Source organism: Spirulina sp. CS-785/01 (genome assembly GCF_028330525.1).
Lineage (GTDB): Bacteria > Cyanobacteriota > Cyanobacteriia > Cyanobacteriales > Spirulinaceae > JAQMSD01.
In genome coordinates this window covers 1-19,717 of the sequence record NZ_JAQMSD010000053.1, presented here as the reverse complement: position 1 = coordinate 19,717, position 19,717 = coordinate 1, and the positions used below count along the sequence as shown (strand labels likewise).

Sequence of the window (19,717 nt, the reverse complement as noted above, 5' to 3'; positions counted from 1 at the left end):
ACTCACCGTCCTAGAAGGACGGTGATTCTTCGGTCTTCACAGATTCCGAAATTACTGGTTCAGCGACACCACTTACTGATTCAAGTTTCCCTGAATCAACAGAGGTGGGAGTCTCCCCAGTCGTTCCCGATTTCTCGGAGGTTTCGGGATGCCCTCCCGTACCTTGATTCCATTCTATTCCGAGGATTTCCATCCCACGCCTAAGAATATTGAGCGCAGCGTTGGTATCCCGACAGAGTTCAATTCCACAATGAGGACACTTATGAGTTCGAGTGCTTAAAGACTTCTTAACTCGGTGTCTACAGTTATGACAGTCTTGGCTAGTGAAAGCAGGGTTAACAGCTACGACTGCCTTATCCCAAACCTTTCCATAGTAGTCGAGAAAGTCTGTGAATTGACTCCATGCTGCATCAGAAATGGATTTGGCTAAATTATGATTCTTAACTAAGTTAGCCACCTTCAAATCTTCATACACCACGACATCGTTAGATGCCACTAACGCCTGAGCTTGCTTAATCGCCCAGTCTCTACGTTGGCGTTGAACTTTAAGGTGCTGTTTTCCGAGTTGCTGGCGTGCTTTGTAGTAGTTAGCTGACTGCTTCTTGCCTTGTCGATGTCTCCTGCTCAGACGACGTTGGAGTTTTTTGAGTCTGTGTTCGGACTTTCTGAGGAACTGAGGATAAATGACTTGGTTATCGTTTTGGTCTTTGATGAAATACTTTAGACCTAGATCGATGCCAACTACTTCTCCTGTATATGTTCCCTCTTCAACTCTTTCTACATCTAAGCAAAATTGAGCATAATACCCATCAGCACGGCGAATGACCCTCACCCGATTAATTTTGCTTGTGAGAATATCCTCTCTGGCTTTGCTGTTGCAATAGAGAGAAAAAGTTCCTGCTTTAAATCCATCAGTGAAAGTTAAATGGAAACCGTCTTTTGATAGTTTCCAGCCACTGGTTTTGTATTCAACGGAGCGACTATGCTTCTTAAACTTAGGATAACCTACAGGCTTTACGCCGTTACGACAGTTTTCATAGAAGCGTTGAACCGAAGTCCAAGCACGAGCCGCGTGAGCTTGTCGAGCCATACTATTCAGTCTCTTAGCAAAAGGAAATTCTTGAGCTAAGTCTTTGCAGAGAGCTTGCATCTTAGCTCTAGAAACCTTCTCAGCATCCATCCACAAGCGCAAGCACTTATTTCTGATGAATTGTCCTGTGCGGATGGCTTCATCAAGTGCTTGATACTGTTCTGGCGTACCGTCTTTGAGCTTGGCTTCTCTGACTAACATAGCTCGACTAACCAATCATTAAAATACTATAGCATAAATTCTTAGAGCGTGAATTCAACGGGTAAAAGTCGCCCTAAAAGGGCGAGGCTTTAGACCCAAAATTTTTTGGTAATTGTTGTTTGTTGTTTGTTGTTTGTGGCGATTCGACTTACTGCTTTGTGTCCTTTGTGTCTTTGTGGTTCATCAATTATCATAGCTTGGTTGCCTGTTAATGACTCTCACAGACAACCAAACATCAGCCTATACGCTTATCGACTGATTATCTAAACGACGAATAGCCACAACGGCGGGTTTTGGGGGATCATTGCGTCCTTTTCCGGGCCAATTGGACCCTAACGGCACAGTCCGCGTTTGCATGAACTCCTCCCCATCCGTGGTTTTAACCGCAAATTTACGGCTTTCGCTAGCCCCGTTTTGCCGAATGCCGTGGACTTCTCCGGGGTGTTGGACGGCAAGAAAGAGGGTTTGTTGATCTTGGGTGAAAAAGGGCCCAGTGCATTCGGTTTCCATCGGTCCAATGCCGAAGGGATACGCCTCTCCTGCATTGTCTCCAGAGGTGGAAATGAACCAAATGGAGTTATTCCCAAATAAACCCCGTAAGGCACTCTGACTCACTGGGGTTTTGTTGTCGTTGCTGCCTTCTATGCGGGAGGGGATGGCGTTGTTTTGTTTACTGGTAGAAATATCTGTCACCATCCAAACATTCCCCCCTTGATCAACTTCGAGGTTGTCGGGGTTGGCAAACCCTGCGCCCCCTTCTGCGGGTTCTCCCCCCAATGCGAGGCTTTCCCACCGGAAGCTCATGGCGGCGGGTTCGTTTTCGTCTTCGATTAATTTGACAATCCAACCATATTCATAGGGGGTTTCTCCGTTTGGCCCTTGAAAGATATCGGTATCGGGGCCACCGTCACCCCCAGGAGAACCGGAGGTGAAGGCGATAAAGAGTGTGCCATCGGGGCCGATAATGGTATCTTCAGGACGGGCTGTGGTGGTGATTCCGGCTGCGGTGGCGGCGAAGTGGGCATCAATGAGGATGGCCCCTTGTTTTTCGGTGTTGTTGCCTTGGTAAATGTCACCGAGGGTGCGGAATTGACGTTGGAAGGTTTTGGCTTCTGCGTCATCGGTGACTTTGATGATGCCGCCTTCTTCCCGGTTGGGGTTGGGGAGGGTGATCATCCCGCCGGCCACTTGGGAGGGAAGGATGGGATCAACGGGGGTGTCGGGGGTGAGGGCGACCCATTTTCCTGTGCCGTTGGGATAAAATTTCGCCCCGTAGAGCATTCCGTTTTCTAGAAGACGGGAGTTGGCTTTGTCTTGGGGGGTGCGGACGGTGTTGTCGGAGACGAATTTATAGAGGTGTCCGCCCCTGCGATCGCACCCTGAATAAATGGCCAATCGTTTCCCGGCTTGTACATTAAACCCGACGGCTTCGTGACGATAACGGCCCAACCAACTGTGTTTAGTGCCGTAGTCGTTGGGGTTAGCGGGATCAACTTCAACCATCCAGCCATATTTGTTGCTGGCATACCCTAGGGCATTCCCTCCCCCATGTTCGCTGTCATCGGCCAGTTTAAAGGGCATTTTACTGGGACTATAAGATGAACCGTCGGCCATGACGGGTTCGTAGAGGTGGTTTTGGTAGTTTTCTTCGGCACTAAAAACCGTTCCCCAAGGGGAAGTCCCTCCGGCACAGTTGTCAAATGTGCCAATAATACGACTCCCAAGGCCGTCATCATAACCCAGTTTATTCTCCTTGGTGAAGACGGCAATGGCCGGGCCAGTGGCGGAGACATAATTCCCGTCTTCTAAGCCGGAAATGCCGTTAATGCGGCGGTCTGCGTTGCTGTTGGTGCGAACCCATTGACCGTTGTTGTTTCGACGGAGGGAAATAATCCCAATGCCGAGGTCGGTCATCATTTCTTTAGCGATCGCAACACATTTCTCTTTTAACTCATCCCCCTCCTCTAGGGCAAAAACATCAATCTCCCCTTTCCCTTTAATTTCTTCTAAGGGGAGGTCTTTGCCAATGACTTGGGGGTAAGTTTGCGCCCAGGTTGCCCCGCTAATATACTCGAAATTAACGGTTAAAAAGCCTTCATTGGGCCCCGTCTCGACAAAGGAAAGATAGTCGTTATTGTACCCAAAGCGAGAATTGCCTACGGAGTCGCCCCAAGCGGCAATGACATCATAGGTAAAACCGTCCGGTAATACCATGTCATCTTGGACGGTGAAGCGACTATAATCACTAATTTGTTGGTCTTTGGATAAATTCTCAATCCCTAATGGAATTGGCAATTTAACCGGAGAAAAGCTCATTCCGTTCGGAGTTGCAGCTAGGGCCTCTCCGGAAAAAGCCATGGAAGTCCCCGGACGGGGGGGAGAGGCCAGTGAGTTTAAGGCCACACTGCCCGCACTTGCACCCAAGAAAAGGAGAAAATTACGGCGTTTCATTCCCATAAAGAATCTTTATTTTTGAAATCTTATTTGTTTTGTTCTATGTTCTACTGGGTTCTACTCAATCTACCGAGAGTAGAATTGCAGCTTAATCGTTTTACATAGGCAAACACCGTTCAAGGTAAGCGTACTATATTATCAACAGGTTAAGAAACGGAAAAATTCCCGTTAAAGTTCGTTTTAGGGCTTAATATTTCGTTTTAGGGCTTAATATTGGGTTGCCGATTCTAGATTGTCGGTTCAAACCAAACAATGACTTTCCAGAAACTAAAAATTGCTGAAAGTTGGCTAAAAGCTTTGCTGTGATTAGTTCCTGACCTTCTTTTTAGCTTGACTTCCCTCTGCCTACTACCTTCGACCTTCGGATGCTAATCACCAATTATCTATTCCCTATTCCCTATTCCCTAGTACCTATTACCTATCACTTATTACCTAGTACCTATTACCCATTACCTAGTACCTATTACCTAGTACCTATTACCTATTACCCATTACCCAGTAAGGTATGGACACACAGCCCCCCTCATCTAACCCCCTAGATCACTTTCTTGTGTTGGGATTAGGCAGTTTAGGACAACATTGTATTGTTGCCCTCAAAGAGTTTGGTGTTCCGGTAATTGCCATTGAACAAACCTTGCCCCAAGAGTGGGAAATTCCCAATTGTCACAAGTTACTCAAACAATTAATTATTGGGGATTGTTGCCAAGATACAATCTTGGAACAAGCTCAAATTGAACGCTGTCGGGCTGCTTTAATTGTCACCAGTAATGAACGAGTGAACGCTGAAACTGCGATCGCAATTCGTCAACTCAACCCCCACACCCGTCTTGTCATTCGCTCCGGGAAACATAACCTCAATCAACTCCTCAGCCAGCAACTCGGCAACTTTACCGCCTTTGAACCCACACAACTGCCAGCCGCGGCCTTTGCCATTGCTGCCCTAGGAACAGATACCCTCGGTTTTTTCAACCTCGATGGCCAATGGTTGCGCGTGGTAAAACAAACCCTCCCCTCCCATCATCCCTGGGTGAACACCCGCCAACTAGGGGACCTCAACCACCGTCACCGTCGCCTCCTCCTCTATTTCCCCGCCTATCAACCCACCTACCCATCCTTTTATAATTGGCATCCCGACACCTATCTTCATTCGGCAGATACCCTCGTTTATGTTGAAACCGCCGATCAATTTCTCATCCATCAACAAGAAAAAGAAGTCCTCGCCAGTCAAGCCAAGAAACGCCAACGCTGGCAACATCTGTGGCAACAATTCACTTGGCGCAATGTCCAGCAACAACTCAGCCAATTTTGGCAACTCAGTTTTCAGCAACAATTACGCCGGGTTTCCCTCTTTTCCGGCTTCATTATCCTCTGTTTACTCGGCCTTGGCACAATTTTGTTTCATCTCTATACCCCCGAAACGTCCCTAGTGACTGCCTTTTATTACACAGCTATTTTATTATTAGGGGGATATGGCGATCTGTTTTCTAACTTCGCTCAACCGGATATTCCTTGGCAATTACAGCTTTTTGCCCTGAGTTTAACCATTGCGGGGACTGCTTTTGTGGGAGTCCTCTATGCGTTACTCACCGAGGCCCTCCTCTCCTCTCAATTTCAATTCACCAAAAAACGCCCTCCCATTCCCAGTCAAGATCATGTAGTGATTATTGGCCTAGGCCGAGTGGGACAACGGGTGGCCCGGTTACTGCAAACCTTTAAACAGCCCTTGGTGGGTATTACCCTCAATACTCATTTTGACCTGAACCTCTTACCGCACATTCCCTTAATTAAGGGCAACCTCCAACACGCTCTCCCCCAAAGTAATATTGCCACGGCGAAAAGCGTTGTCGTGGCTACGGATGATGAAATTGTTAATTTAGAGGTGGCTTTAATGGCCTATGAGGTAAACCCCAATACTCGTTTAGCGATTCGGACTTATGGCCAACGGTTGAGTCGCCACCTCTCCACCATTTTGCCCCAAGCGCAGGTTTTATGTACCTATGCTGTGATGGCGGAAGCCTTTGCTGGGGCGGCCTTTGGGGAAAAGATTCTCAGTTTATTTCGCTTTGATCAACAAACTATTTTGGTGACGGAATATCAAATTGAAGCTATTGACACCTTACATGGGTTATTACTGGGAGATATTGCCTATGGTTACGGGGTCGTGCCTCTGTTACACCAAAAACCCCCGGCCTCACCCCGTTTTATGCCTTGGGATGATGTCCGGGTGGAAATCGGCGATCGCTTGGTAGTTTTAGCCACCATAGAAGGGTTACGCCGGGTCGAAATTGGCAGTATGTTCCTTAAACGGTGGCACGTTCAAATTAAGAAAGTCAACTCCACAACGGCGGCCTTTGAAGGGGCAAATATTTTGGCGAGGGTGTCAGGATGTCCCCTCGGAGAAGCCCGAAATTTTATGACACAGTTACCCGCTACTTGGCCCTCTCCCTTTTATGAACACCAAGGCCAACGCCTAGTCAGAGAACTCACAAAAGCCCGCATTCAGGCGGTTTTAATTTAGAGTCATTGGTAATTAGTAATTAGTCATTGGTCATTGGTTGATAACTCCCTGTTTCCTTTGTCACAAAGAACCAACAACCAACAACCCAATTAATTATGAAGCAGCAGAAGCCGCAGAACGTCTCCGTCGTCGGGGAGTGCTAACCGTTGTGGTACTTCCCGCTTTAGTTGGGGTACTCTCCGCTTTAGCTGCCGTTTTCTTGGGTTTAGACTTGGGAGAAGTCGGTTTTACAGGGGAAGTATCCTGTGCTTGATCTTCTGGGGTTTGTAACAGGAAAACCACCAGAGGACGACACCGCAATTCGCGTCGGGCCAAGCGTTCGATACTGCTTTGCAGTTCGTCTTTTAAGCCATCCCAGTCCACTTGAACGGTTTTACCTTTAGGATGGTTGACAAAATTTTGTCCCTGTTCGCTTAAAATGCGTTCAACGGTGCGAACCACCAGTTGTTGAAACAGCGATCGCTCCATCATACTCGCCACCCCGCGCAAATGCACTTCCGGATTAGCCAACATCTGTAAATGACCGTCCACCGCAACGGCCACCGTCACAGCACCATCCTCCGCCAGTTGTTGCCGTTCTTCCATGACCCCATCATGGATCACCCCGGCATTATCCACAAATTGAATCCCCGACGGAACTTGGCCTGCGATTTGGATGCGATCGCGCGTTAACTCCACAATATCCCCATTATCAATAATCACCGTATTCTCTTCGGGAATCCCCATCTTATGAGCCATACGAGCGTGTTTCACCAACATCCGATACTGACCATGAACCGGGACAAAAAACTTAGGTTTCGTCAACCCTAACATCAACTTATGATCCTCTTGAGACCCGTGGCCCGAAACGTGAATCCCATGATGACGGCCATAAATCACCTCGGCCCCTTTCATCATCAAGCGGTCAATGGTATCACACACCGCCAACGTATTCCCCGGAATAGGATTCGCCGAAAACACCACCGTATCCCCTTTCTTAATATCAATATGACGGTGTTCCCCCTTCGCAATGCGCGTCATGGCCGCCAAGGTTTCCCCCTGGGACCCCGTAGTCAAAATTAACGCTTTCTCATCGGGAATACTCCGCAACCCTTTCAACGGTTCAAACAAATCATCCCGACATTTGATATACCCCAACTCCCGCGCATGGGCAATCACATTCAACATCGACCGACCCACCACAAACACTTTCCGATTGTGCTTCTCAGCCAATTGCAAAATAATATTCACCCGATGCACCGAGGACGCAAAGGTAGTCACAAATAACCGTCCAGGGGTTTGATAAAACACCCGGTCCAAATTAGGATAAACCGAATATTCCGACGGAGTATGACCCGGCACTTCCGCATTAGTGGAGTCACTCAACAAACACAGCACCCCTTGATCCCCGTGTTCCGCTAACCGTTGCAGATCAAAATGTTCCCCATCCACAGGAGTATGATCAACTTTGAAATCTCCGGTATGAATCACCACCCCCAAAGGAGTATTAATCGCCACCGTACAACTATCAGCGATAGAGTGGGTATTTCGGATATATTCCACCACAAAAGACGGACTAATCCGCACCACATCACGGGGTTTCACTTTATGCAGTTCCGTGCGTTGCTCCAGTCCCGCTTCAGCTAACTTATCTTTGAGTAAATTTAACGCTAAATGAGGACCATAAATCGCCGGAATATCAAATTGTTTGAGATGATAGACAATACCCCCAATATGGTCTTCGTGACCGTGGGTGACAATCATCCCTTTAATTTTATGACGGTTTTCGAGGACATAACTCATATCAGGAATGACCACATTAATGCCGTGCATTCCGTCCGTCGGGAAACCAATTCCCGCATCTAAGAGAACCATCTCATCCCCATACTCGAAAATACAGGTATTTTTCCCGATTTCGTGGAGTCCTCCCAAAGGAATAATTCTCAGGGTGGGCTGTTTACCGTTTTTACTACCGTTATTACTCATGTTATTTTGGCTGTTTTTTTTGATTGGTTTTTTCGTGGGTTTAGAAGTCACGTTCACTTGGTTCACAGGTTTTGACATTTGTTAACAGGGCAAGGAGGTTCATTCCTTGTTCATGTCTTAGAGAACAAGGGTTGAGAGCAATTTTTAAGCTGAACACACCGCAAATTCTTGAGTCATGCAGAGTTAGAGCAAATTAAGTTTCTGTAAAACTTCTTTAATGTGCTGTTCTTGTTCTGGGGTGGGATCACACAGAGGCAGACGCAGGGGCCCCACTTGCCACCCTTGCAGTTTTAAACCCGTTTTAGTCGGAATAGGGTTAGTGGTGCAGAATAGAGCTTTAAAGAGGGGAAATAGTTGAATATGCCGTTTTTGCGCGGTTTGGGGGTCGCCGTTTTGGTAGGCTTGGATCATTTCCCGCAGACTATTTCCGACAAAGTGACTGGCGACGCTGACAACCCCTTTACCCCCGACGGATAACATAGGCAGAGTGAGAGAGTCATCCCCAGAGTAAATACTAAAGTCGGGAGGAGTGACAAGGCGCATTTGACTGGTAATATCAACGCTGCCACTGGCTTCCTTGAGAGCAACAATATTGTCAATTTCCGCGAGTTTAGCAACGGTTTCAGGGCTGAGGCGAGTCCCCGTCCGCCCAGGGATGTTATAGAGCATCACAGGACAGTCTGGGGCGGCTTTGGCAATGGCACTAAAATGCTGATATAAGCCCTCTTGGGGAGGTTTGTTGTAGTAGGGAACGACTTGTAATGTGCCATCTAATCCCAGTTTAGCGGCTTTTTCGGTGGCCTCAATCGCTTCTGCGGTGGAGTTTGATCCAGTCCCGGCAATAACTTTCCCCTTGGACCCCACGGCCTTTTGGACGACTTGAAAGAGGTCGTGTTCTTCTTCCCAAGTGAGGGTGGGGGATTCTCCGGTTGTACCACAGACTAACACGGTGTCTGAGCCGTTGGCCACTAAATGGGCGGCCAGTTTTTCTACAACGGGATAGTTGACTTGACCATCTGCCGTAAACGGCGTGATCATTGCGGTTATAACGTTACCAAAGTCACTCACACTAATTGTTCACTCCTTGTTGTTGGTGGATATTTGTTGTTGGATGGGTCGTCATACCATTCTCGACTTGAATGATGGGGTTCGCCTTGGGCGCAATATTCTTGGCGAATTAGCACTGGCAAAACCTCACGATGGCCTTAAAAATGTTCGCCTCGCTTACACAGAAACTCGCTGTTGTTGCGGGGTTAACCAGTTTTTCTCGACTAATAATTCTGCAATTTGTACCGCATTTAAGGCGGCCCCTTTGCGAATTTGATCCCCACTCAGCCAGAGTTCTAAACAGTTGGGGTGGGATAAGTCCTGACGAATGCGGCCTACGAGGACATCATCTTGGCCACTCGCTTCCATGGGCATGGGGAAATAGTTTTTCTGCCAGTCTTCGACGAGTTTCACTCCTGGGGCTTGTGAAATGGCTTCTTTGGCCTGTTCAATGGTAAGCGGTTGGGCAAATTCTAAGTTAATGGTTTCCGAGTGAGCGCGTAACACCGGAACACGCACACAAGTGGCACTTACCCGCAAGTCCGGTTCACTAAATATTTTACGGGTTTCTTTGAGCATTTTCAGTTCTTCCTCACAATACCCCTGTTCACTTAATGGCGAGTTATGAGGAAATAAGTTAAAGGCAATGGGATAGGGTAAGATTTCTGCTTGGGGCGTTTCTCCGTTTAAAATGGCTTGAGACTGGACGCGCAATTCTTCCATGGCTCTGGCCCCTGCACCACTGGCCGACTGATAGGTGGCGACGATAATGCGCTCAATGGTTTGGATTTTATGCAGGGGATAAATGGCTACCCCCATTAAAATCGTGGTACAGTTCGGGTTGGCAATGATTCCCTGATGCTTGGCGGCTGCTTCTGGGTTAATTTCTGGAACAACTAAGGGAACATTTTTATCCATCCGAAAGGCACTGGAATTATCAACGACGACTGCTCCAGCGTCCACGGCTTTTTTGGCCCAAGTTTTTGAGGTTGCTCCCCCCGCAGAGGCTAAGACGAGATCAACGTCTTGAAAGGCGTTTTCATTAACTGCTTCTACGGTGAGGCTTTCTCCTTTAAAGTCTAAGGTTCGCCCCGCAGAACGAGGAGAGGCAAGCAATTTTAAGGAAGAAAGGGGAAAGTTACGCTCCTCTAACAGTTGTAGAAGTTCGCTTCCGACTGCTCCGGTTACTCCTAAAATGGCGACACGAGTGGGTTTAGACAAGCTGTTTTCCTCCAAGTTGAATGGTGACAATTTGCGACATTAACTCTATTTCAGATTAGAGTTGGATTAAGGGTTTTGAGGTTTTACGAGTTTAAGTTTAAAGTTTAGGTTTTATTACTTGACTTTATCACTGGACTTGATCACTTGAAATTTACTGGCTTTGGGGTTTGATCTGTTCTATAAATAATTTTTATCAATCATAGGGTTGTTTGATTAAACGGGTTTAAATAAACGTTATCTAATAAAATAATGGTTTCAACAGTAATTCCGATTCTAGTTGACGGAAATAATTAAACGAATGAAAATGTTATCAATATCCAAAAAAGCTAACGCGCTTTTCCTGATTCTATTTTACCTTAAATCTATTGTATTTGCTTACATTGCTTTTCAATTTGAGATTATCTGTTCTTCTCTATTAAGTTAAGTTCTAGATTTTTACTTTTTAAGTTTTTAATCTAGATAGCGAGTCTTGATGGTTTATCTAATTTTGCGTTTTTTATTTTACTTGCTAACAATTGATCAATTATATCATACTCAGGATTAATAACCCTCCCTTTAATGGGAGATTGAGAGAATTTTGCGAGAATTTTGTGTGGGCTTGGTTGACTGGAACTGAATTGAGTTCAACGTTAAGTATTTTAATCTTTAACATCTAGTCTTTAAAAATTAATTAAGAATAGAGATTATTCATTAATAAATTTTAATATTTATAGTTTATAGCAAAATTGCTAAAGAATGTCACGATCAAGTCTTGATTTCGCTGACTGTTAATTTATATTAACTCTATTCCATTGATTGAGCAATATAGCACAAACCTCCCTCTCTAGGAAGATGGAGGAGATGGGGGAGTTGATAGTGGATAGTTGAACCACTGCCCTGTTCTCAGTTCCGGAGTTCCCTAGTCGGGAGATGGAGGAGTTGATGGTGGATAGTTGAGAACCGATGCTCTCAATTAAGTTTAACGAGAATCCCTCGAATCAGAGCAGAGTTGATAGGATAGTTGGGGGGATTGCTCTCACGACTCCAGCCTGGATGCTTGTCATCCTCAGTCCAGTTGTGGCTAGAGTCTGTCCTGTTCCGTTGAAAACGGGTGAGAAAGGGTTGACTCTCTCTCCCGTCATTCGAGATGATTGGCGGTTAGCGTGTATTGAGAGCAGAGAACAGAAAAGGGGATACCCCAAAGAGGGTCTTCAAAAACCCCCTTCGACCCGTACAATCAGAATTTGCACAACAGTTGCACGTTGATCTATAAATTGGAAGATTGAAGCGTCCATGAAAGTTACCCAGGAAACATTACCCGCCAGCAAAATTGGCCTCGAAATTGAAATCCCTGCCGACAAGTCGAAACAAGTGTATGAGAAAGTGATTAAGGAGCTTTCTCGTTCGGTTCGGTTGCCTGGGTTTCGCCAAGGCAAAGTCCCCCGTCATATCTTACTGCAACGGATTGGGCCTGATCGGGTGAAAGCGGAAGCCCTAGAAAAACTGATTCAAGATGGCTTAGAACAGGCTGTGGAACAAGAAAAGATTAATGTTCTGGGCAATTATCAGTTAATCTCAGATATCAATGAATTGATCCAAACCTTTAAACCGGGTGAACCCCTGACGTTTTCTGCGTCGATGGATGTGCCACCCCAACCGCAAGTGGGAGATTATAAGGGATTGTCTGTGACGGCGGAGAAGAAAGAATATGATCCCAGTCAGGTGGATGAATTTTTAGATAGTCAACGGAGTCAGATGGCCACTTTGGTCCCGGTTGAAGATCGTCGGGCCCAACGGGGAGATGTGGTGATGGTGGACTATCAGGGACAGCTTAAAGATGAAAATGGTGGTAAAGGTGAAGTCATTTCGGGGGCTGAGGCGACGGATTTTCAGTTAGAGTTAGAGTCTGGGAAATTCCTTGAAGATTTGATTGAAGGGATTGTGGGGATGAAACCGGAGGAGATGAAGGAGATTCCGGTGCAGTTCCCGGAAGACTACGCCAGAGAGGATTTAGCGGGAGTAGAGGCAATTTTTACTGTGACTCTCCATGAGGTGAAAGAGAAGGAATTGCCGGAACTCGATGATGAGTTTGCCGAGGAGGCCAGTGAGTTTGAAACCATGGCCGAATTGCGGGAGCATTTAGAGAAGCAGTACCAAGAACAGGCGGAAGAAGCGACTAAAGGCAATGTTGAGGCGGCCATTACGGATGCTTTACTCAAAATTGTCCAGGTGGAGCTTCCGGATACGATGGTGGACCGGGAAACGGATGTTTTGGTGCAGCAGACGGCGATGCAGATGCAGCAGTATGGTTTGGATATTCAGCAGATGATGTCCTCCGAGATTATGCCGCAACTCAAGGAAAATGCGCGTCCGGAAGCGGAGAAGCGGTTAAAAGCCTCGTTGGCCTTGCAAAAAATTGCGGAAACGGAGTCTTTAGAGGTGGACTCGGAGGCCGTGGAAAAACGAGTGGGGGAAATTGTTGAGCAAATGCGCGATCGCCAGCTTGATATGGACCGGGTGCGCGAATTTGTCAACGATGAACTAAAAGAAGAAACCGCCCTCAACTGGTTACGGGAAAATATTACTGTAGAGTTAGTTCCCGAAGGCACATTGAGCCAAGAAGCAGGGGACGAAGAAGGCGAAGCCGAAGCATCCGAACCCGAAGGGGAAGCGGTGGAAGCAGAGGTGGAAGTCGTTGAAGAAGAATAAAATATCTTCACCCTTCCTGATGAGTCCCAAGAACTAAATCTTTTTTTTGGGATTCTTCTCCATTGTTCCGGGGACATAGGGCATAATAGTGATTAAGAGAAGTCAACCTAACGACTGGTTAAGTAAAAAAAAGCGAATGATAGAATCGCGATCGCAAAACTCCACCCCTTGGAGTCATAACCCTTACAACTTGTCTTCCCTCGACCCAGAGAGAGGAGACCCTGTTATGGAAAGCCAAGTTATGGAAAGCCAAGTTATGGAAAGCCAAGTTATGGAAAGCCAACAAAACCCGGACAGGATGGGGAATCCGGGGGGGAATTATCAAGGGTCTTCCCCCCAATCTCCAACCCGCTCCCAAGCCGTTGTCCCCATGGTAGTGGAACAGTCGGGAATGGGAGAGCGAGCCTTTGATATTTATTCTCGTCTGTTGCGAGAAAATATTGTTTTCCTCGGTAGCGCGATCGATGATAAAGTGGCTGATACGGTCGTAGCGCAACTCCTCTTTCTCGAAGCCGAAAACCCGGAAAAAGACATTCAACTCTACATTAACTCCCCTGGGGGATCAGTCTATGCCGGGATGGCCATCTACGACACCATGCAGCAAATTCGCCCCGATGTCGTCACCATCTGTTACGGCATTGCAGCCAGTATGGGAGCATTTTTACTGACTGGCGGCGCACCTGGAAAGCGCATGGCCTTACCCAGTTCAAGAATTATGATCCACCAACCCCTCGGCGGAGCGCAAGGGCAAGCCGTGGACATTGAAATTCAAGCCAAAGAAATTCTTTATATCAAAGAACAAATTAATAACATCCTCGCTGATCACACCGGGCAACCCTATGACAAAATCGCCGAAGATACCGAGCGAGATTTCTTTATGTCGGCCAAAGAGGCAGCGAATTATGGATTGATCGACAAAGTAATAACCCAACCCAATATGCCCCTTGTAGAAATTCCTGCTACTGCACTCACTTAATTAACTAATTAACAAAAGAGGTTAATATGCCGAAATACGACTCCCATCTAAAATGCTCCTTTTGCGGGAAATCTCAAGAGCAAGTCCGTAAACTCATTGCCGGGCCTGGAGTTTACATCTGTGACGAATGTGTTGAGCTTTGTAACGAGATTTTAGATGAGGAACTAATCGACTCGGCAAGTCCAGCCCCGCAACCCGTCTCCCGTTCAGAAGAACCCGTGGCCAAGCGGCGATCGCCCTCAGAACCCTTAAAACTGAGTCAGATTCCCAAACCCACGGAAATCAAAAAATATTTAGACGAACACGTGATCGGCCAAGACGAAGCGAAAAAAGTCTTATCTGTTGCCGTTTATAACCACTATAAGCGGTTGAGCGTCACTCACTCGAAAAACAGTAAGGGAAACTATGAGTCAGATGCCGTAGAATTGCAAAAATCCAACATTCTGCTCATCGGGCCCACAGGTTCGGGGAAAACCCTCTTAGCACAAACCCTCGCCCATATCTTAGAAGTTCCCTTTGCGGTAGCCGATGCCACCACCCTCACCGAAGCTGGGTATGTGGGGGAAGATGTGGAAAACATCTTACTCCGGCTGCTACAGATGGCGGACTTAGACGTAGAAGAAGCCCAACGGGGCATTATCTACATCGACGAAATTGATAAAGTCGCCCGCAAGAGCGAAAACCCCTCCATTACGCGAGATGTGTCCGGAGAAGGGGTACAACAAGCCCTCTTGAAAATGCTCGAAGGCACAGTAGCCAACGTTCCCCCCCAAGGCGGACGCAAACACCCCTATCAAGACTGTATTCAAATCGACACCGGAAACATTCTCTTTATCTGCGGCGGGGCATTTGTGGGCCTAGATAAAGTCGTCGAAAAACGCACCGGGAAAAAATCCATGGGGTTTGTTCGGCCCGGGGAAACCCCCTCGAAAGAACAACGAACCGCCGATGTCCTCCAAAGTTTAGAACCGGAAGATTTAGTTAAATTTGGCTTAATTCCCGAATTTATTGGCCGGATGCCCGTGGCCGCCGTCTTAAACCCCTTAGACGAGGAAGCCTTAATGGAAATCCTCACTCAACCGCGCAATGCACTGGTGAAACAGTATCAGAAGCTGTTACGGATGGATAACGTACAACTGGAGTTTCAACCAGAAGCCGTGGAAGCCATTGCCCGGGAAGCCTACCGACGCAAAACCGGAGCAAGAGCATTACGAGGCATTGTCGAGGAACTCATGTTGGAAGTGATGTACGAATTGCCCTCCCGTAAAGACGTTCATCACTGTATTGTCACCCCGGAAATGGTGGAACAACGCTCCACGGCTGAGTTATTACTCCATCCCTCCTCCATGCCCAAACCTGAATCGGCGTAAGATGCAGTTTACCGAACAGAAAACCCAGCAAACCGTCAATATTCGAGGCGTTGATCATTATTACCGATGGATACGCCAAGGAGAGGGTGACACCCATAAACCCGTCTTAGTCTTTGTCCACGGCTGGGGGGGATCATCCCGCTATTGGGAAACCACCGCCCAAGCATTTGCCCCCCAATTTGACTGTTTATTGTACGATTTACGGGGGTTTGGTCGCTCTCGCTTGCCCGATAGCCTACCCACGACAAGCTACGAAATGGGCGAATATGTGGAGGATTTGGCCATCTTTTTAGACCAATTGGGCTTAGAAACAGTCTATCTCAATGGTCATTCCGTGGGGGCTTCCATTGCTACCCTCTTTACCAGTCGTTATCCCCAGCGCGTGGAGAAATTAATTTTAACTTGTAGTGGGGTTTTTGCCTATAATCCCATTACCTTTCCAGCCTTTCATAAAGCGGGGACGGTGGTGGTTAAACTCCGCTATAATTGGTTTTTAAAAGTTCCCTTAGCGGGGCGTTTATTTATGGCGCGGTTTGTGCATCGTGCTTTAGAAGATCAGATTAATCGGGAATTTTTAGAGGATTATTTAGAAGCGGATTATGAGGCTGCCGTGGGGACTATTTATACGGCAGTGAGTCAACAAGCGGCGCAAGAAATGCCAGAGGCGTTTGCGAGTTTAGATGTGCCAACCCTACTTGTTGCGGGAAAAGAGGATATTATTATTCCCACTAAATTGGCCAAGCGTGCTGTTAGTTTAAATCCGGAGACTGTGCAGTATGTAGAGATACCGAATACGGCCCATTTCCCGATGTTAGAAGATCGAGAAACTTATGATCAGGCTGTGCAAGAATTTTTAAATGGGTAAATGAATTTAGCACCGTGGCGGTCTATTCTTGCTCGCTCTCTTTATAAAAGTCGAAATTTACGGGAATCCCGTTATTTTCAGTTAGCAACAGTGACACCGGAAGGCTACCCGAAAAACCGCACCGTGGTCTTTCGGGATTTTTTAGAGCAGAGTAACCAAATTAAAATTATTACTGATAGTCGCAGTGAGAAAATAGAGCAAATTGAAGCTAAAAACTGGGGTGAGATTTGTTGGTATTTCTCAAAAACAAGGGAACAGTTTCGCATGGGGGGTGAGTTAACCCTAGTGGGTGCGTCTTATCCCGATGAAGACTTACAAAAAGCACGTCTCCAGACGTGGCAAAATATCTCAGATGCGGCCAGAATGCAGTTTGCGTGGCCGACTCCCAAAACAGCGAGAGTGGAGGATACTGAGCCATTTTCTTCACCTACTCCTGATCCTACAATGCCTTTAGATACTTTTATTTTAGTTTTACTTAATCCCCAGGTGGTAGATTATTTAACGTTGCGGGGAAATCCCCAAAACCGCACCATTTACAGGTTAACGGGGGAGGAAGTCTGGGAGGTACAGGAAGTCAATCCGTGAACTCCCCCTATAACCGTATAGTTTCCCCACTACGGGCAGACTGTTGCACAGCATGGGCGACGGAAAGGGCATATAAACTCGATGTGGGTTCAATATAGAGGGGTTTGCCGTCGAGGAGGTGGTCTAAGACTTGTTGACTATCGGCATTAAATAAACCGCGACGACTGCCCAGTTGAATGGGGGTTTCTTCTTTATGACGAATTAAGCGGCCTCCTTCGGTGTCAAAAATTAATGTTCCTTCTGTCCCATAGACCTCGAAGGTGCGCCCTCCGTGGGTAAATTGTTCCCCTTTGCCGTAGGTGATGTCCGCGACTAACCCTTGGGAAAAGCGGAGTTGGGCGGTACACAGACAGGCGGTGTAGTAGTGGGGGGCCGGACTATCCCAAAAGCGGGCTTGGCCGCTGACGGCGGACACTTCGCCGAATAAATGGGTAAAGCGATGGATGCGGGATAAGGCTGCCGCAAAAGGAAAGCCAAAATAGTCGTAGTGATAGGTCCAGCGTCCTGCTACTGGGGTTTGGGGGGTGATGGTGGTGTAGCGGGCGTAGGTGACTTCGCCGATTTTGGGGAGATAGTCTCTGAGGGTTTGGTGGAGACTGCCGAGGATTTCTATATGTTCGACGTGGAGGAGTTTTTGTTGGCTTTGGGCAAATTGCAGGAGGGCGTTGCCTTCTGCGGAGTCGAGGGAGAGGGGATATTCGCAGAGGACGTGCTTTCCGGCTTCTAGGGCGGCTCGGGCAATTTTGCCATGATCTCGGTTAATGGTACAAATGACCACTAAGTCTAGGTCGGGGTTACGGACTAATTTTTCCCAGCTTTCCTCGGCTTGGGCGTTGTGTTGTTGGGCGAGGGTTTGGGTGGTGCTGGGGGTATGACCTGCGATCGCCAGCACTCGCGCTCTGGGATTCTCACTGAAGGCTTCAGCACGGCGTTGGGCGGCGTATCCCGTGCCAACAATGCCAATATTAACGGGGGCTTGCAAGGATTTCATGGGTTAAACTCACTTTTCGTGCTGGAGATGGGGGCTTTCTATTGTAGCTCAGAGTGTCTTTCGAGGGAATGGTTGAACTGGCTGTTCTTGATGCCTATTTATAGTATTTCTTTATATAAAATATATTTATTATAAGAATAAAGTAATTTTAGACGGTTTGCTGTCCTTCGCTAGGCAGAAAAACTCTGTACACAACGGTATTACAGAAACTACAAGGTGCATCTGAATGTGGGTTGATTTTCAGAAAGGCTCGATAAAGTTTTCTTATGTTAAAAAGAATTCATAATTTCATTACTAATGCGGACTAGACTTGTCGTTTTTTTCCCGTAGTATCAAAAGTGTGCCTTGCTCAGAACACTGTTCTGGAAAGCAGATTAAAGCATTTAACAAAGAGGAGACGCTTATGGCTAGTTATAAAGTTACGTTAAAGAATGATGCTGAAGGTCTGAACACCACTCTCGAAGTCCCTGATGATGAGTACATTCTTGACTATGCTGAGGAGCAAGGGATCGACCTTCCTTATTCCTGCCGGGCAGGGGCTTGCTCTACCTGTGCTGGTAAACTGGAATCTGGCAGCATTGACCAATCTGACCAATCCTTCTTAGATGATGATCAAATCGAAGCAGGTTATGTGTTAACTTGTGTCGCTTACCCGACTTCTGATTGCACCATCATTACTCACCAAGAAGAAGAACTCTACTAAGGTAATTGGTTAATTCATTGACGTTAATTAACAGGTGAATTGACGAGTAAGAGAGGTATCCTGTTCATAGGATACCTCTTGGCTTTGTGCTGAGTTACCTTGGGTTTTAACCCATAAGAACGGGTTAAGGGATTTAAAGAAGCTCGTAAGCGAGCTTAGTACGAAAAAAGCAACAACGAACCAAGCAAAAATAGCTGAATGCTTAAATCACTCAGCCACGATTATGAGTTGATGATTATGAATTGTTCATCGAACAAGAGACGGGACTGACGGGATTCGAACCCGCAACTTCTGCCGTGACAGGGCAGTGCTCTAACCAGTTGAACTACAGTCCCTTGTTTTGACGCAGTTACCATTATAATCACACCTATTTTTGAGTGTCAAGCAACTTGCGATTTTTTTTTGAAATAGGGCGTAAAGCGGGCAAGGGTGGGCGTTTGAAGCGATTGGTGTTGTGAATGGGGGTAGATCACGCGATCGCGCAACCCAACCCCCTAGAAACAGTCCGTATAGATGAAAAACAGCACATGATCCCAGACTCTAACTATCCGCGTGTCGTTCTAGTCGTTCTAAGGGAAGATCCCGGAACTTTAAGAGGAGAACCAGACTCAATAAATGTATAGACCAATGGGCTAAGGCAAACCCCCAGATCAAACAGACGACTGCAATGGCGGCGGTTAAAACCCGATAAACATCATGAGAAGACCGTTGATATAGGAACAGGTTTCCTAACGCAAAGACCAGAAGGAGGAGGGGGAAAATAGGGAGCATCATAAAATCACCTTTGATAATGGACTAGCTTGCTCATCACAAGCTCATCGGCGTGAGACAGGGGGAAAACTCCTTGAAAACAAACCCAGCGAGAACACCCTGTCAACGGCAAAGCACAGGAAGGGACTTCAGCAAAAGAGCCGCGGGACTCCCCCACCTCGGAACAGGTGGGGGAGGAAAGCGGGTGAGTCGATACCGCTTCTCCTGCGGAGACGCTGCGCGAACGATGCGGTTGAGACTCACAATCTCTTAGGCTACGCATAGACCATTTG

General features: G+C 47.0%; 15 protein-coding genes and 1 tRNA gene. 7 read left to right on the top strand and 9 right to left on the bottom strand.

Annotation, left to right across the window (positions count from 1 at the left end; genetic code table 11):
- Positions 1-10: 10 nt before the first annotated feature.
- Positions 11-1,291 carry an RNA-guided endonuclease InsQ/TnpB family protein gene (locus tag PN462_RS02780; protein WP_272126399.1) on the bottom strand — a complete coding sequence of 427 codons (1,281 nt, stop codon included), beginning with the start codon at positions 1,289-1,291 and terminating at the stop codon, positions 11-13.
- Between the two features lie 240 nt (positions 1,292-1,531).
- Positions 1,532-3,748, bottom strand: coding sequence for a PhoX family protein (locus PN462_RS02775; RefSeq protein WP_443029045.1), 2,217 nt, complete (start codon positions 3,746-3,748; stop codon positions 1,532-1,534).
- A 502-nt stretch (positions 3,749-4,250) separates the two neighbouring features.
- Here PN462_RS02775 and PN462_RS02770 point away from each other — a divergent pair.
- The gene (locus PN462_RS02770; RefSeq protein ID WP_272126396.1) at positions 4,251-6,263 is read left to right on the top strand and encodes a potassium channel family protein; all 2,013 of its coding nucleotides are present in this window, start codon (positions 4,251-4,253) and stop codon (positions 6,261-6,263) included.
- Between the two features lie 93 nt (positions 6,264-6,356).
- On the opposite strand, the gene PN462_RS02765 is transcribed toward PN462_RS02770, so the two are convergent.
- From PN462_RS02765 to PN462_RS02755, 3 genes are all read right to left on the bottom strand, one after another.
- Positions 6,357-8,228, bottom strand: coding sequence for a ribonuclease J (locus PN462_RS02765; protein WP_272126394.1), 1,872 nt, complete (start codon positions 8,226-8,228; stop codon positions 6,357-6,359).
- A 183-nt stretch (positions 8,229-8,411) separates the two neighbouring features.
- Complete coding sequence (gene dapA, locus PN462_RS02760) at positions 8,412-9,296, bottom strand: 4-hydroxy-tetrahydrodipicolinate synthase (protein ID WP_272126393.1); 885 nt, start codon at positions 9,294-9,296, stop codon at positions 8,412-8,414.
- A 156-nt stretch (positions 9,297-9,452) separates the two neighbouring features.
- Positions 9,453-10,496 (bottom strand): aspartate-semialdehyde dehydrogenase, encoded by a 1,044-nt coding sequence (locus PN462_RS02755; protein ID WP_272126392.1) that lies wholly within the window; start codon positions 10,494-10,496, stop codon positions 9,453-9,455.
- A gap of 1,272 nt (positions 10,497-11,768) precedes the next feature.
- Between PN462_RS02755 and tig the strand changes: the two genes are divergently transcribed.
- The 5 genes from tig to PN462_RS02730 all read left to right on the top strand — a co-directional run bounded on the left by tig (position 11,769) and on the right by PN462_RS02730 (position 16,980).
- Positions 11,769-13,184 (top strand): trigger factor, encoded by a 1,416-nt coding sequence (gene tig / locus PN462_RS02750; protein WP_272126391.1) that lies wholly within the window; start codon positions 11,769-11,771, stop codon positions 13,182-13,184.
- A gap of 298 nt (positions 13,185-13,482) precedes the next feature.
- Positions 13,483-14,160 carry an ATP-dependent Clp endopeptidase proteolytic subunit ClpP gene (gene clpP / locus PN462_RS02745; RefSeq protein ID WP_272126431.1) on the top strand — a complete coding sequence of 226 codons (678 nt, stop codon included), beginning with the start codon at positions 13,483-13,485 and terminating at the stop codon, positions 14,158-14,160.
- Between the two features lie 26 nt (positions 14,161-14,186).
- The gene (gene clpX / locus PN462_RS02740; protein ID WP_272126389.1) at positions 14,187-15,530 is read left to right on the top strand and encodes an ATP-dependent protease ATP-binding subunit ClpX; all 1,344 of its coding nucleotides are present in this window, start codon (positions 14,187-14,189) and stop codon (positions 15,528-15,530) included.
- A gap of 1 nt (position 15,531) precedes the next feature.
- On the top strand, positions 15,532-16,395 hold the full coding sequence (locus tag PN462_RS02735; protein ID WP_272126387.1) for an alpha/beta fold hydrolase: 864 nt from the start codon (positions 15,532-15,534) through the stop codon (positions 16,393-16,395).
- Positions 16,396-16,980, top strand: coding sequence for an Npun_F5749 family FMN-dependent PPOX-type flavoprotein (locus tag PN462_RS02730; protein ID WP_272126386.1), 585 nt, complete (start codon positions 16,396-16,398; stop codon positions 16,978-16,980).
- A gap of 7 nt (positions 16,981-16,987) precedes the next feature.
- On the opposite strand, the gene PN462_RS02725 is transcribed toward PN462_RS02730, so the two are convergent.
- Positions 16,988-17,971, bottom strand: coding sequence for a Gfo/Idh/MocA family protein (locus PN462_RS02725; protein WP_272126385.1), 984 nt, complete (start codon positions 17,969-17,971; stop codon positions 16,988-16,990).
- 403 nt (positions 17,972-18,374) lie between these two features.
- On the opposite strand from PN462_RS02725, the gene PN462_RS02720 reads away from it, so the two are divergent.
- Entirely contained in the window at positions 18,375-18,674 is a 300-nt protein-coding gene (locus tag PN462_RS02720; RefSeq protein WP_272126383.1) for a ferredoxin, read from the top strand.
- 261 nt (positions 18,675-18,935) lie between these two features.
- On the opposite strand, the gene PN462_RS02715 is transcribed toward PN462_RS02720, so the two are convergent.
- The 3 genes from PN462_RS02715 to PN462_RS02705 all read right to left on the bottom strand — a co-directional run.
- A tRNA-Asp gene (locus PN462_RS02715) sits at positions 18,936-19,009 on the bottom strand.
- A 205-nt stretch (positions 19,010-19,214) separates the two neighbouring features.
- Complete coding sequence (locus tag PN462_RS02710; protein WP_272126382.1) at positions 19,215-19,448, bottom strand: hypothetical protein; 234 nt, start codon at positions 19,446-19,448, stop codon at positions 19,215-19,217.
- Positions 19,449-19,452: 4 nt separating this feature from the next.
- The coding region (locus PN462_RS02705; RefSeq protein WP_272126380.1) for a hypothetical protein at positions 19,453-19,717 on the bottom strand (265 nt) is incomplete at its 5' end.